The organism is Pseudomonas sp. MTM4, assembly GCF_019355055.1.
Taxonomy (GTDB): domain Bacteria; phylum Pseudomonadota; class Gammaproteobacteria; order Pseudomonadales; family Pseudomonadaceae; genus Stutzerimonas.
This window is the reverse complement of record NZ_CP048411.1, coordinates 1,093,917-1,107,944: the sequence shown is the minus strand read 5'-3', so window position 1 is coordinate 1,107,944 and position 14,028 is coordinate 1,093,917. Positions and strand designations below refer to the sequence as shown.

13 protein-coding genes are annotated in these 14,028 nt (G+C 57.7%); 3 read left to right on the top strand and 10 right to left on the bottom strand.

Features of this window, described 5'->3' with window-relative positions; translation table 11 throughout:
- Positions 1–48: 48 nt before the first annotated feature.
- From purB to GYM54_RS04925, 5 genes are all read right to left on the bottom strand, one after another.
- Entirely contained in the window at positions 49–1,419 is a 1,371-nt protein-coding gene (gene purB / locus GYM54_RS04945) for an adenylosuccinate lyase (protein ID WP_181104412.1), read from the bottom strand.
- Positions 1,420–1,511: 92 nt separating this feature from the next.
- Complete coding sequence (gene hflD / locus GYM54_RS04940; RefSeq protein WP_181104410.1) at positions 1,512–2,135, bottom strand: high frequency lysogenization protein HflD; 624 nt, start codon at positions 2,133–2,135, stop codon at positions 1,512–1,514.
- Positions 2,132–3,250, bottom strand: a complete 1,119-nt coding sequence (gene mnmA / locus GYM54_RS04935; protein WP_374105188.1) for a tRNA 2-thiouridine(34) synthase MnmA — start codon at positions 3,248–3,250, stop codon at positions 2,132–2,134. The genes hflD and mnmA overlap by 4 nt, the downstream gene beginning before the upstream one ends.
- A 79-nt stretch (positions 3,251–3,329) precedes the next feature.
- Complete coding sequence (locus GYM54_RS04930; protein WP_181104406.1) at positions 3,330–3,770, bottom strand: NUDIX hydrolase; 441 nt, start codon at positions 3,768–3,770, stop codon at positions 3,330–3,332.
- A gap of 117 nt (positions 3,771–3,887) precedes the next feature.
- Positions 3,888–6,113, bottom strand: a complete 2,226-nt coding sequence (locus GYM54_RS04925; RefSeq protein WP_181104404.1) for an NADP-dependent isocitrate dehydrogenase — start codon at positions 6,111–6,113, stop codon at positions 3,888–3,890.
- Positions 6,114–6,469: 356 nt separating this feature from the next.
- Between GYM54_RS04925 and icd the strand changes: the two genes are divergently transcribed.
- Positions 6,470–7,726, top strand: coding sequence for an NADP-dependent isocitrate dehydrogenase (gene icd / locus GYM54_RS04920; RefSeq protein ID WP_181104402.1), 1,257 nt, complete (start codon positions 6,470–6,472; stop codon positions 7,724–7,726).
- 55 nt (positions 7,727–7,781) lie between these two features.
- On the opposite strand, the gene cspD is transcribed toward icd, so the two are convergent.
- Positions 7,782–8,039, bottom strand: coding sequence for a cold shock domain-containing protein CspD (cspD, locus tag GYM54_RS04915; protein WP_131651968.1), 258 nt, complete (start codon positions 8,037–8,039; stop codon positions 7,782–7,784).
- A gap of 214 nt (positions 8,040–8,253) precedes the next feature.
- Between cspD and clpS the strand changes: the two genes are divergently transcribed.
- Both clpS and clpA read left to right on the top strand, forming a co-directional pair.
- Entirely contained in the window at positions 8,254–8,616 is a 363-nt protein-coding gene (gene clpS / locus GYM54_RS04910) for an ATP-dependent Clp protease adapter ClpS (RefSeq protein WP_131651969.1), read from the top strand.
- Between the two features lie 29 nt (positions 8,617–8,645).
- The gene (clpA, locus tag GYM54_RS04905) at positions 8,646–10,916 is read left to right on the top strand and encodes an ATP-dependent Clp protease ATP-binding subunit ClpA (RefSeq protein ID WP_131651970.1); all 2,271 of its coding nucleotides are present in this window, start codon (positions 8,646–8,648) and stop codon (positions 10,914–10,916) included.
- Between the two features lie 170 nt (positions 10,917–11,086).
- Here the strand turns inward: clpA and infA are convergent, their stop codons facing one another.
- The 4 genes from infA to trxB all read right to left on the bottom strand — a co-directional run bounded on the left by infA (position 11,087) and on the right by trxB (position 13,843).
- Entirely contained in the window at positions 11,087–11,305 is a 219-nt protein-coding gene (infA, locus tag GYM54_RS04900) for a translation initiation factor IF-1 (protein ID WP_002553999.1), read from the bottom strand.
- A 98-nt stretch (positions 11,306–11,403) separates the two neighbouring features.
- Positions 11,404–12,111, bottom strand: a complete 708-nt coding sequence (locus tag GYM54_RS04895; protein ID WP_181104400.1) for an arginyltransferase — start codon at positions 12,109–12,111, stop codon at positions 11,404–11,406.
- 52 nt (positions 12,112–12,163) lie between these two features.
- The gene (gene aat / locus GYM54_RS04890) at positions 12,164–12,844 is read right to left on the bottom strand and encodes a leucyl/phenylalanyl-tRNA--protein transferase (RefSeq protein ID WP_181104398.1); all 681 of its coding nucleotides are present in this window, start codon (positions 12,842–12,844) and stop codon (positions 12,164–12,166) included.
- 51 nt (positions 12,845–12,895) lie between these two features.
- Positions 12,896–13,843, bottom strand: a complete 948-nt coding sequence (gene trxB, locus GYM54_RS04885) for a thioredoxin-disulfide reductase (RefSeq protein ID WP_181104396.1) — start codon at positions 13,841–13,843, stop codon at positions 12,896–12,898.
- Positions 13,844–14,028: the final 185 nt, after the last annotated feature.

Below are 14,028 nucleotides of genomic sequence, written 5' to 3'. Positions count from 1 at the left end.
CAAATAAAAACGCCCGGCACAGCCGGGCGTGCAAAAAGAAGGCGTCGTTCAGATCCGCTTGGCCTGGGCGGCCGCGTTGCCGATGTAGCCAGCCGGGGTGAGCTTGCGCAGCTCGGCTTTGGCTTCGGCCGGTATATCCAGGCTCTCGATGAAAGTCTGCAGGGCCTCGGGGCTGATGCCTTTGCCTCGGGTCAGCTCTTTGAGCTTCTCGTAGGGATTTTCGATGGCGTAGCGGCGCATCACCGTCTGGATCGGCTCAGCCAGCACTTCCCAGCAATTGTCGAGGTCTTCGGCGATACGCGCCTGGTTGAGTTCCAGCTTGCCAATACCTTTGAGGCTCGCCTCGTAAGCGATGAGACTGTGGGCAAAGCCGACGCCAAGGTTACGCAGGACTGTGGAGTCGGTCAGGTCTCGCTGCCAACGGGAAATCGGTAGTTTGCTCGCCAAGTGCTGTAGCAGGGCGTTGGCGATTCCCAGATTACCTTCGGAGTTCTCGAAATCGATCGGGTTAACCTTGTGCGGCATTGTCGAGGAGCCGATTTCACCGGCAACGGTGCGTTGCTTGAAATAGCCCAGCGAGATGTAGCCCCAGATGTCGCGGTCGAAGTCGATGAGGATGGTATTGAAGCGCGCCACAGCATCGAATAACTCCGCGATGTAATCGTGAGGTTCGATCTGAGTGGTGTAGGGGTTCCAGGTCAGGCCCAGGTCATCTTCGATAAACGCGCGCGCGTTGGCTTCCCAGTCGACCTCGGGATAGGCAGACAGGTGCGCGTTGTAGTTGCCGACAGCACCGTTGATTTTACCCAGCAGCGGAACGGCTTCGACCTGTGCGATCTGTCGCTCGAGGCGATAGACCACATTGGCCAACTCCTTGCCCAGGGTGGTTGGCGAAGCGGGCTGGCCATGGGTGCGGGACAACATGGGAACATCGGCGTGCTCGACCGCCAGCGCGCGAATGGCATCGGCCAGCTGGCGCATCACTGGCAGCAGTACGTTGTCGCGGCCTTCACGCAGCATCAATGCATGGGACAGATTGTTGATGTCCTCGCTCGTGCAGGCGAAGTGGATGAATTCGTTTACTTTAGCCAGTTCTGGCAGTTGCTTGGCCTGCTCTTTCAGCAGGTACTCCACCGCCTTCACATCATGGTTGGTGGTGCGCTCGAACTCTTTGACCCGCTCGGCATGCGCCAACTCGAAGTTTTCAGCCAATTGATTGAGCAGCGCATTGGCTTCCGAGGAGAAGGGCGCGACTTCTGGGATACCGCTGTGCGCGGCCAGACGCTGCAACCAACGCACCTCGACCTGAACGCGGCAGCGAATCAGACCAAACTCGCTGAAAATAGGGCGCAGGGCGCTGGTTTTGCCGGCGTAGCGGCCATCGACGGGGGAAACCGCGGTGAGCGTGGAAAGCTGCATAAGAGGCATCTCGGCAGTCGAGCAACGAAAAGAGGGCGCAGATTATACACGAAAGCGGCGGGGTGACCGTCGCCGTGCCGCACCGATGGCGCTTATTCCGACCGGAGCATGGGGTACAGTGCATCAAGGAGTTTGCGGCGGCTGAACACCATTTGCCAACGATGTCCACCGAGCTGGCGCCACAGCCGCGCGGAACGAATTCCGGCCAGAAGAAGCGCGCGGATCTTGGCGGCATTGTCGGTTTGCTGAAGGTGACGCATGTCGCCTTGCACCTGGATGCGCTGCCGGAATGTGCTGAGCGTGTCCTGATAAAGACCGCCGAAGGAGGCGATCACATTTTCGTGAGTCAGCCCGAAATGGTCGGCCTGCTGTTGTATCTGATCGAGGCGACTTCCTATGACCTGTAGCAAGTCGCTGCGTTTATCCAGCTGACGCTCAAGGCCAATCATGGCCAAGGCATAGCGCAATGGCTCGCGCTGCAGGCTGCTGGTGTCGCGCTCCAGCGCACCGACGAGTGCTCGATAACCATCGCGTAGATTGAGGTCGTCGCCGCCATAGATTTCCCGTGCCGGCTTGTCCTCCCGAACGAGCAGGCTGCCTAGCATGCTGCCAAGCGCGGCGTTCGGGACCTGACCGGTGCGGGCGATCCGATCGACCAGTGCAGCAGCTTCGAATACCGCACCGAGCGCGACCAGCTGTTCCTGCAGGGGCGTCATGGGCGAACTCCGGCAAACCAGGGTTCGGCAGTTTCGATGACGCCACCACCGAGGCAGACCTCGCCGTCGTAAAACACCACGGACTGCCCAGGCGTGACGGCGCGTTGAGGGTCATCGAATATGGCTCGGTAGCCATTGGCTGTCTGCTCCAAGGTGCAGAGCTGATCGCTCTGGCGATATCGAACCTTAGCGGTGAGGCGTAGAGGTGCGGACAGCTCCAACGGATTGACCCAATACATCTCGGAGACGAGCAGGGCGCGGGAGAACAGCCAAGGGTGATCGTTGCCCTGTCCCACCACGAGTACGTTGCGTTCGAGATCCTTGCTCAATACGTACCAGGGTTCATCGCCGGCATCCTTGAGGCCGCCAATGCCCAGCCCCTGCCGCTGACCGATGGTGTGATACATGAGGCCGTGGTGGCGACCGATGGTTTCGCCGTCGATGGTCTCGATATCGCCGGGCTGGGCTGGCAAGTATTGCTTGAGGAAATCGCTGAACCGGCGTTCACCAATAAAGCAGATACCCGTCGAGTCCTTCTTTTTCGCCGTCGCGAGGCCATGTTTTTCGGCCAGGGCGCGGACGGCTGGTTTTTCCAGTTCGCCGACGGGAAACAATGTCTTGCTCAGCTGCTCGCCGCCCACGGCATGAAGAAAGTAGCTTTGGTCTTTGTTCGGGTCGAGGCCCTTGAGGAGCTCGCTGCGTCCGTCGGTGTCGCGGCGGCGTACGTAATGGCCAGTGGCGATCAGGTCCGCACCCAGCGCCAGAGCATAGTCCAGAAAGGCTTTGAACTTGATCTCGCGGTTGCACAGGATGTCCGGGTTGGGCGTTCGCCCAGCCTTGTATTCGGCCAAGAAATGCTCGAATACGTTGTCCCAGTATTCAGCCGCGAAGTTAGCGGTATGCAGCCTGATGCCGAGCCGATCGCAGACGGCCTGAGCATCGGCCAGATCCTCGCGTGCGGTGCAGTACTCGGTGCCGTCATCTTCCTCCCAGTTCTTCATGAACAGGCCTTCAACCTGATACCCCTGTTCGAGCAGAAGCAGAGCGGAAACCGAAGAATCGACGCCACCGGACATACCGACTATGACGCGAGGGTTTTCAGGAGCAACGGACATTGAATCAGACATAAAAACTCAGGGCTGACGGCAAAGAATCGAATTCTAACAGGCTGGCCAAGCCTGCGGTTAAGGCGGGTCAGTCGCGTACCACGGTCAGGTCGTATGTCGGCCCCGCCAGATAGTCGTCGATGCAGCGGAGGATGAGTTCGCTGCGCCAGCGTTCCGGCTGCGCTGACAATTCATCACGAGACATCCAGTGAGCGCCGACAATACCGGTGTCGAGTTCACGCTGCGGGTGATGATGAACCGGATTGGCCGCAAAGCAGACACGCTGATAGGTCACGCCATTGCTCGGCGCAGTGTAGAGGTAGATGCCAACCACGCCGTTCAGCTCGACCTCCCATCCTGTTTCCTCGAGTGTCTCGCGCACCGCTGCTTGCCGCAGCGTTTCGTTGGGTTCGAGATGGCCTGCCGGCTGATTCAGCACCAGTCGACCACCTTTCGATTCCTCGACCATGAGAAAGCGGCCATCTGCTTCGACGATGGTCGCGACTGTGATGTGGGGGTTCCAGGTCATGTTCGGGCTTGTCCTCTGGCTGAATAGAAGCGTCAGGGTGTGTTGGAAAAACGGAAAACCCCGGCACGAGGCCGGGGTTTCCATGTAACGCAACGGAGCTGGTTAGCGCCAGCCGTCTCAGACCATTGCGGCGAGTGCCGCGTTGAAGGTCGCGCTTGGACGCATTACCTGGCTGGTAAGCTCCGGGTTGGAGCGGTAGTAGCCACCAATGTTTACTGGCTTGCCCTGGACTTCTGCAAGTTCAGCAACGATAGCTGCTTCGTTTTCGTTCAGCTGCTTGGCCAGCGGTGCGAAGTGAGTCTGCAGCTCCATATCTTCGGTTTGTGCCGCCAGTTCCTGGGCCCAGTACAGCGCCAAGTAGAAATGGCTGCCGCGGTTATCCAGCTCGCCGGTGCGACGCGATGGCGACTTGTTGTTGTCGAGCAGCTTGCCGGTGGCGGCGTCCAGCGTTTTGCCCAACAGTTTAGCTTTCGCGTTGTCTGTCTTGATTCCAGTTTCTTCCAGTGATACCGCAAGCGCCAGGAATTCACCGAGCGAATCCCAGCGCAGATGGTTTTCTTCAATTAGCTGCTGCACGTGCTTGGGCGCCGAGCCGCCAGCGCCCGTCTCGTACATGCCGCCACCGGCCATCAGCGGGACGATCGAGAGCATCTTGGCCGAGGTGCCGAGTTCCATGATCGGGAACAGATCGGTCAGGTAGTCGCGTAGTACGTTACCGGTAACCGAAATAGTGTCCTGGCCGCGGACCAGACGCTCCATGCTGACGCGGATGGCTTCGTTGTAACCCATCATGCGGATATCCAGGCCGGTCAGGTCATGGTCTTGCAGATAGGTTTCAACTTTCTTCTGAAGCTCGCGATCGTGGGCGCGCTCCGGGTCGAGCCAGAAAATCGCCGGGGTATTCGACAGGCGGGCGCGGGTGACGGCCAGCTTGACCCAGTCGCGGATCGGCGCGTCCTTGGTCTGACAGGCACGCCAGATATCGCCTTCCTCGACTTCGTGCTGCATCAGCACGGTACCGTCGTTCAGCACGACGCGCATGGTGCCGTCGGCGATCATTTCGAAGGTTTTGTCGTGCGAGCCGTACTCTTCCGCTTTCTGTGCCATCAGGCCGACGTTGGGCACCGTGCCCATGGTGGTCGGATCGAATGCACCATTGGTTTTACAGAAGTTGATCATTTCCTGATAAATACGGGCGTAAGTGCTTTCCGGCATCACCGCCTTGGTGTCTTTCAGCGTGCCGTCCTTGCCCCACATCTGTCCGGAGCTGCGGATCATCGCTGGCATCGAGGCGTCGACGATCACGTCGCTCGGGATGTGCAGGTTGGTGATGCCCTTGACCGAGTCCACCATCGCCATTTCCGGGCGGCGGCTATAGCAGGCGTGGATATCGTCCAGGATCTCTTCTTGCTGCGAGACCGGTAGGCTCTTGATCTTGTCATGGACGCTGCTCAAACCGTTGTTCGGATTGACGCCCAGCTCCTTGAACAGGTCAGCGTATTTATCGAACGCTTCCTTGTAGTAGACACTGACGGCGTGACCGAAAACGATCGGATGGGAAATCTTCATCATGGTTGCCTTCACGTGCAGCGACCACATGACTCCGGTTTCTTTGCAATCCTGCAGCGTCTTCTCGAAGAACTCGCGCAGCTTCTTGCAGCTCATGAACATGCTGTCGAGGACTTCGCCCTCTTCGAGCGTGAGCAGCTTCTTGACCTCAACCTTACCGTCTTTGCCGACGAACTCGATGCGCACGTCACCGGCCTTAGCCATGGTGACGGATTGCTCGCTGGAGAAAAAGTCGCCGCCGCGCATGTAGTCCGCGTGGGATTGCGACGCCATGCTCCACTTGCCCATCGAATGCGGGTGCTTGCGAGCGAACGCCTTGACCGCGGCGGGCGCGCGGCGGTCGGAGTTGCCTTCGCGTAGTACCGGATTCACCGCACTGCCAAGCACTTTGCTGTAGCGTGCGCGTACCTCTTGCTCTTCGTCGGTCTGCGGGTCTTCCGGGAGGTTCGGGACGTTGTAGCCCTGAGCCTGGAGCTCGGCGATGGCGTTGCGCAGTTGCGGCACCGATGCGCTGATGTTCGGCAGTTTGATGATGTTGGCTTCTGGCTGAGTCGCCAGAACGGCCAACTTGGCGAGGTCGTCATCGATCCGCTTATCCGCGTCCAGTTGATCCGCGAAGGCCGCAAGAATGCGCCCTGCAAGAGAGATGTCACGTGTTTCGACGGAGATGTCAGCGGAAGCTGCAAAGGCTTCTACAATAGGCAGAAGCGAGTAAGTGGCCAGCGCCGGGGCTTCGTCGGTGAAGGTGTAAATGATCTTCGAGCGGGTGGACATGTAGAGTTAACTCTCTCTTGCTGAGCGTGCACAGAATCTCGAAACGCAGGTAGGCGGCCTGGCTACGTTCATTGAGCCAGCATCGAGATTCGCCGCGATGATGTTGGATGCAGCACCACTAGAGTGTTGAGTGTTCGATCCGTCCGGCTGCGGTTAGCAGCCTGGCGGTACAGGGCCAAGGGTCTCGTTGGCTCCTCATGACTCGTTAGTCACCTAAGCAGTATATCACCGCGGCTCGTTGTCAAAAAATGCCCGTGGCCATAGACCAATGAACAATATGGTTTCGGCTGATTCAACTGGGTTACTCTTCGGAGATGACCGCTGTTTAATGTTTAACCACAAAAACGGAGTCCAGCATGGGATACCAAAAGATCCAGGTGCCTGCCAACGGTGACAAAATCACCGTCAATGCCGATAACACCCTGAACGTTCCCGACAATCCGATCATTCCCTATATCGAGGGTGACGGGATTGGCGTTGATATCAGTCCGGTGATGATCAAGGTGGTCGACGCGGCTGTAGAGAAAGCCTATGGCGGCAAGCGCAAGATCGCTTGGATGGAAATCTATGCTGGCGAAAAAGCGACTCAGGTCTACGACCAGGACACCTGGCTGCCGAAGGAGACGCTAGAGGTCGTTCGCGACTACGTGGTGTCCATCAAGGGACCGCTGACCACGCCGGTTGGTGGTGGTATCCGTTCTCTCAACGTCGCGCTGCGCCAGGAGTTGGATCTGTACGTTTGCCAGCGTCCGGTTCGCTGGTTTACCGGAGTACCGAGCCCGGTCAAGAAGCCGGCCGATGTCGACATGGTCATCTTTCGCGAGAACTCCGAGGACATCTACGCCGGTGTCGAGTGGAAGGCGGGCTCTGCGGAGGCGGAGAAGGTCATCAAGTTCCTCACTGAGGAAATGGGCGTCAAGAAGATTCGCTTCACCGAAAACTGCGGCATCGGCATCAAACCGGTTTCGCTGGAAGGCACCAAGCGACTGGTGCGCAAGGCGCTGCAATACGCGGTAGACAATGATCGCAGTTCGGTAACCTTCGTGCATAAAGGCAACATCATGAAGTTCACCGAAGGTGCCTTCAAAGAGTGGGGCTACGAAGTCGCGCGCGATGAATTCGGTGCCGAGTTGCTGGATGGTGGGCCCTGGATGCAATTCAAGAACCCGACCACTGGCAAGAACATCGTCGTCAAGGACGCCATTGCCGACGCCATGCTTCAACAGATTCTGCTGCGTCCGGCCGAGTACGATGTCATCGCCACGCTTAACCTCAATGGCGACTATCTGTCAGACGCGCTGGCGGCGGAAGTAGGCGGTATCGGTATCGCCCCGGGCGCTAACCTATCCGACACCGTCGCCATGTTCGAAGCGACCCACGGCACCGCACCGAAGTATGCTGGTCAGGATAAGGTCAACCCCGGCTCACTGATTCTCTCCGCCGAGATGATGCTGCGCCACATGGGTTGGGTGGAAGCGGCAGATTTGATCATCAAATCGACCGAGCGCGCGATCGCTGCGAAGACGGTGACCTATGACTTCGAGCGTCTGATGGACGGCGCGAAACTGATGTCCTGCTCGGAATTTGGCGATGCCATGATCTCGCATATGTAACTGCGCAAGCGACACAAAAAGGCCGATCACAGATCGGCCTTTTTGTTGCCTGGGATCAGGCGTCTACGGTTGCGCTCTGTAAAACAGGTGCCGCTACATCCACAGTGGTCTGCAGCGACCTGATGTTGGTTGCATGCAGGCCCTTGGGACCTTGCAGAATATCGAACATGACCGCTTGCCCAGCTTTTAGAGTTCTGTACCCTTCCATTTGGATGGCCGAGTAGTGGGCGAACAGGTCCTCATCGCCGCCGTCTGCTACGATGAATCCATAGCCTTTGGCGTTGTTGAACCACTTGACCTTACCGCTTAGCATGCTGTTATCCCTCTGCAAAGGAGTCCATCACTGGAGTAACATCCATTTCATTCCGCGCTGATGCAGCACTTGGCCCATACGCGCAGCCCGTTGCCGTTGTGGCACATTACTGTTTGTATCATCGTTTTGCCGATAGTCAAGGCGACTCGTCAGGTGGCTGTGAAGCCTTTCCACTTACCCGGCCTCGGCGCCCCGATTTAGAACTGTCATACGCATGCGTGCATCTCCAACATTTCAACTAATATTCAATCAGGATCGTCCAAAACCGTTGGATGACGACTCTTCCGGCTTGGCGGTCGAAGAAGCCAAGCCGCAACTGAAGGCACCACCGATGTTCAAAGTTGTCATGTTTAATGACGACTACACGCCGATGGATTTCGTCGTGGAGGTGCTCGAAGGAATTTTCAATCACAATCGGGAGGTCGCCACCAGAATCATGCTGGCGGTTCATACCGAAGGACGAGCCGTCTGTGGTGTTTACACGCGAGACGTCGCAGAAACCAAAGCGATGCAGGTCAATCAATATGCAAGGGAGTGCCAGCACCCGTTGCTTTGTGAGATCGAGAAGGACGGTTAAACCCGACTGCTGGGTAAGAGGTGAAAGCTATGTTGAACCGTGAGCTCGAAGTCACTCTGAATCTGGCTTTCAAGGAGGCTCGTACCAAGCGTCATGAGTTCATGACGGTCGAGCATCTTCTGTTAGCTCTGCTGGATAACGAAGCGGCCGCAACGGTGTTGCGCGCTTGCGGGGCCAGCCTCGATAAATTGCGCCATGACCTACAGGAATTCATCGATTCCACCACGCCGCTGATTCCCCAGCATGACGAAGAACGCGAAACCCAGCCAACCTTGGGTTTCCAGCGAGTGCTTCAGCGGGCGGTTTTCCATGTACAGAGTTCTGGCAAGCGCGAAGTCACTGGTGCGAATGTGCTGGTTGCGATCTTCAGCGAACAGGAAAGCCAAGCGGTGTTCTTGCTAAAACAGCAGAACGTCGCTCGTATCGACGTCGTCAATTACATTGCTCACGGCATTTCCAAGGTGCCGGGTGATAACGGCAATCCTGACGGCGATTCGGAAATGCAGGATGAGGAGGGTGGAGAGTCCGCCACTTCGGGCAACCCGCTCGATGCCTATGCCAGCAATCTCAACGAGCTGGCTCGCCAAGGCCGTATAGATCCACTCGTTGGCCGAGAGCATGAAGTCGAGCGAGTCGCGCAGATCCTGGCGCGTCGTCGCAAGAACAATCCCTTGTTGGTTGGCGAGGCTGGCGTCGGTAAGACTGCGATTGCCGAGGGCTTGGCAAAACGCATCGTAGACAACCAAGTGCCGGAGCTGCTTGCCAACAGCGTTGTTTACTCTCTGGATCTCGGTGCCTTACTGGCCGGTACCAAATACCGGGGCGATTTCGAGAAGCGCTTCAAGGCGCTCCTGAATGAGCTGCGCAAGCGTCCCCAAGCCGTTCTGTTTATTGATGAGATTCACACGATCATCGGAGCTGGCGCGGCTTCGGGTGGTGTGATGGATGCCTCCAATTTGCTCAAGCCGCTGCTTTCGTCCGGAGAGATTCGCTGTATCGGGTCGACCACGTTTCAGGAGTTCCGCGGCATCTTCGAAAAGGATCGTGCTCTGGCTCGACGCTTCCAGAAGGTCGATGTGTCTGAGCCGTCCGTCGAGGACACCATCGGCATCCTGCGTGGCTTGAAGGGGCGTTTCGAGCAGCATCACAGCATCGAGTACAGCGATGAATCGCTCCGGGCTGCTGCAGAACTGGCTTCGCGCTATATCAACGATCGGCATATGCCGGACAAGGCGATCGATGTGATCGACGAGGCGGGAGCATTCCAGCGCCTACAGCCGGAAGATAAGCGCGTCGCTCGAATCGATGTGGAGCAGGTTGAAGATATCGTTGCCAAGATCGCGCGGATTCCACCCAAGCATGTCAGTACGTCTGACAAAGAGCTATTGCGCAATCTGGAGCGTGATCTGAAGCTGACCGTTTTCGGTCAGGACGATGCGATCGATTCGCTCGCCACGGCCATCAAGCTGTCGCGTGCCGGGCTGAAAGCGCCTGACAAGCCTGTGGGCTCATTCCTGTTCGCTGGCCCTACCGGCGTCGGCAAGACGGAGGCGGCGCGGCAGCTGGCGCGGGCGTTGGGTATCGAATTGGTGCGCTTCGACATGTCCGAATACATGGAGCGTCATACCGTGTCGCGGCTGATCGGTGCTCCGCCCGGCTACGTCGGTTTCGATCAGGGTGGGCTGTTGACCGAGGCTATCACCAAGCAACCGCACTGCGTGCTCCTCCTTGATGAGATAGAGAAGGCCCATCCAGAGGTATTCAATCTGCTGCTGCAGGTGATGGATCACGGGACGCTGACGGATAACAACGGCCGCAAAGCCGATTTCCGCAACGTCATTCTGATCATGACCACCAATGCTGGTGCGGAAACGGCAGCACGCGCTTCGATTGGTTTCACTCATCAGGATCACGCATCCGATGCGATGGAGGTGATCAAGAAGAGCTTTACGCCGGAGTTCCGCAACCGCCTGGACACCATTATCCAGTTCGGCCGCTTGAGTCACGAAGTCATCAAGAGCATCGTTGACAAGTTCCTCATCGAACTGCAGACGCAGCTCGAGGACAAGCACGTCACGCTTGAGGTGTCCGACGCAGCGCGTGGTTGGTTGGCCGAGCGTGGTTACGACGTCCAAATGGGCGCGCGGCCGATGGCTCGTCTAATTCAGGATAAGATCAAGCGGCCGTTGGCCGAGGAAATCCTTTTCGGTGAGTTGGCGGAGCACGGTGGTGTAGTGCACATCGATATTCGCGATGGCGAGCCATTCTTCGAGTTTGAAACCTCGGCTGAATTGGCTTAACGCATACTGGTATCGCAGCGCTGACAGAAACGCCCGGCATTGCCGGGCGTTTCTGTTTGGATCATCCGGCGAAATGCAGAAGGCGGGCGGGCCTGTGAGGACTGGTGATCGGTTGTGGCGGGCACAAACAAAAAAGCCCGGCATAACCGGGCATTCTTTCTCGCGTACCGTTAACGGGCGCGGTAGGTGATGCGACCTTTGCTCAAATCGTACGGTGTTAGTTCTACGCGAACCTTGTCACCGGTAAGAATCCGGATGTAGTTCTTGCGCATCTTTCCAGAAATATGCGCAGTAACGACGTGCCCATTTTCCAACTCCACACGAAACATGGTGTTGGGCAGGGTGTCGACGACAGTACCTTCCATTTCGAAGCTGTCTTCTTTCGACATTCAGTAAAGCCCTCGGTGTCCAATGATTGACCCGGCGCAAGCATGCGCGGGTAAAAGCGGCAAGCATTGTGCCTGAAAGGGCTCCGAGAGCCAAGGGTTCAGCTCAGAGTAATCCAGCGCTGATTGACCAGGAGTTCGATTGGACGGTACTCGGTTTTGTAATTCATCTTGCGGCAGTTCTTGATCCAATAGCCCAAATAAATAGCCTTCAAGCCTAGACGAGCTGCCTCGTGGACCTGCCAGAGAATAGCGAAGCGTCCCAGACTGCGGCGCTCCTCGTTGGGGTCGTAGAAGGTGTAAACCGCAGAGAGGCCATTGGGCAGCACATCGGTCACTGCCAGCGCCAGCAGGCGGCCTTCCAGGCGGAATTCATAAAAGCGGGAGAAGGGGAGGTCGCGGACCAGGAAGGTATGGAACTGGTCCCTGCTTGGCGGGTACATATCGCCGTCAGCATGGCGCTGCTCGATATAACTTGCATAAAGCGAATAATATTCTTCGGTGAACGAGGGGCGAACATCCGTCACGGACAAGTCAGCGTTGCGTTTAAGAATTCTTTTCTGCTGACGATTGAGTTGCAGCCCATCGGCAGGTATCCGTGCGGGGATGCAGGCGGTGCAGCGTTGGCAGTGTGGACGGTAGAGATGATCGCCGCTGCGGCGGAAGCCCATTTCGGACAGTTCTGCGTACACCTGTACGTCCATCGGCTGGCTGGGGTCGAGGAAGAGCGTCGTGGCCTGCTCGTCGGGCAGGTAACTGCACGCGTGAGGCTGGGTTGCGTAGAACTTGAGACGAGCCAGTGAAGTCATGGTCAGCTCTCGAAAATCTTGAACTCAGTGTAGGTCAGCTTGGCTTAGTCGACTAGGGCTCCCATCGGGCTGAGCTAGGTTCGTCCAGGTACTTGGTAAGCGTCTCGGCGAAGGCCTCGCGGGATATGGAGCGCGCGCCGAAACTGGCCAGGTGTTGCGTCGGCATCTGGCAGTCAATCATTTTGAATCCCCAATCTTGGAGGCGTTCCACTAATGTCACGAACCCAATTTTGGACGCATCGGTTGCCCGACTGAACATCGATTCGCCGAAGAATAGTCGACCCATGGCGAGGCCATAGAGCCCGCCGACTAATTGTTGGTCCTGCCAGACTTCAACCGAATGTGCGATGCCGAGTTGATGCAGCCTCACATAGGCGTTCTGCATCGTTGTCGTGATCCACGTGCCGTCGGCGTAGCTGCGCGGCGCGGCGCAGCCTTCGATTACTTCTCGAAATGCACGGTCGAAGGTGACACTGAATGGACCCTGGCGTAATTTCTTGCGCAGGCTACGCGAGAGATGCAGTTCCTCCGGATAAAGAACCGTGCGCGGGTCGGGTGACCACCAGAGCATTGGCTGCCCGTCCTGATACCAGGGAAAGCAACCATGCCGGTAGGCGGCCAGCAAGCGCTCCGGAGACAGATCGCCTCCAGCGGCGAGCAGTCCGTTGGGTTCGCGCAAGGCCTTTTCTAGCGGGGGGAACGACAAGTCGTCGCGCTGCAGCCAGGTCAGCATTATCGGTGCGTCACGAAGGGGCGGATACGCATACTATCCGCCCGGCTGTGGTCACTGATCCAGATACTTTTCGGCATCGAGCGCGGCCATGCAGCCGGCACCCGCGGACGTGATGGCCTGACGGTATACATGGTCGGCCACGTCGCCAGCTGCAAAGACGCCTGGGATAGTCGTGCAGGTGGCGTCGCCTTCGCTGCCGCTCTTGATCTTGAGGTAACCGTCCTTCATCTCAAGCTGACCCTGGAACAGATCGGTGTTGGGCTTGTGGCCAATGGCGATGAATACGCCCGACAGTTCAAGCTTCTGCTCTTCGCCCGATACCGTGCTCTTCAGCCGCACGCCCGTGACGCCGCTGGCATCGCCCAGAACCTCTTCCAACGTGTGATTCCAGTGCAGCCGGATATTGCCGTTGGCCGCTTTGTCCATAATCTTGTCCTGCAGGATCTTCTCAGAACGCAGCTTGTCGCGACGATGAATCAGATGCACTTCCTTAGCGATGTTCGACAGATAAAGTGCTTCCTCGACGGCCGTGTTGCCGCCACCGACCACAGCCACTACCTGATTGCGGTAGAAGAAGCCGTCACAAGTAGCGCAGGCCGACACGCCGCGGCCGGCAAACGCCTCTTCGGAAGGCAGGCCGAGATACTGAGCTGAGGCGCCTGTGGCAATGATCAACGCGTCACAGCTGTAGGTAGCGCTGTCGCCTTTGAGGATGAAGGGGCGTTGCTGTAGCTCAGCCGTGTGGATGTGGTCGAAAACCACTTCGGTATCGAAGCGCTCTGCGTGTTTCTGCATCCGTTCCATCAGCGCGGGACCGGTAAGACCTTCGACGTCGCCCGGCCAGTTGTCCACTTCGGTAGTGGTCGTGAGCTGACCGCCGGGCTGAATGCCGGTGATCATCACGGGCTTCAGGTTAGCGCGGGCAGCGTATACCGCGGCGGTATAGCCGGCCGGGCCCGAGCCGAGGATGATCAGACGTGAATGCTTGACTTCACTCATAAAAAGCCCTCATAAGCCTTTGTCGCAAATAGAGAAGCGTGCTCCAGTCGAGCCGCGCTGAAAAGCTGGGCGTTTATGCTACACCGAAGCATCGAGAAAAGCCCAAGCGGCACGGAACCGGAATGCCATCGAATCGACAAAGCCGTACAATGTCGGGGTTCAGGCTGACCACGGTTCATAGAGCG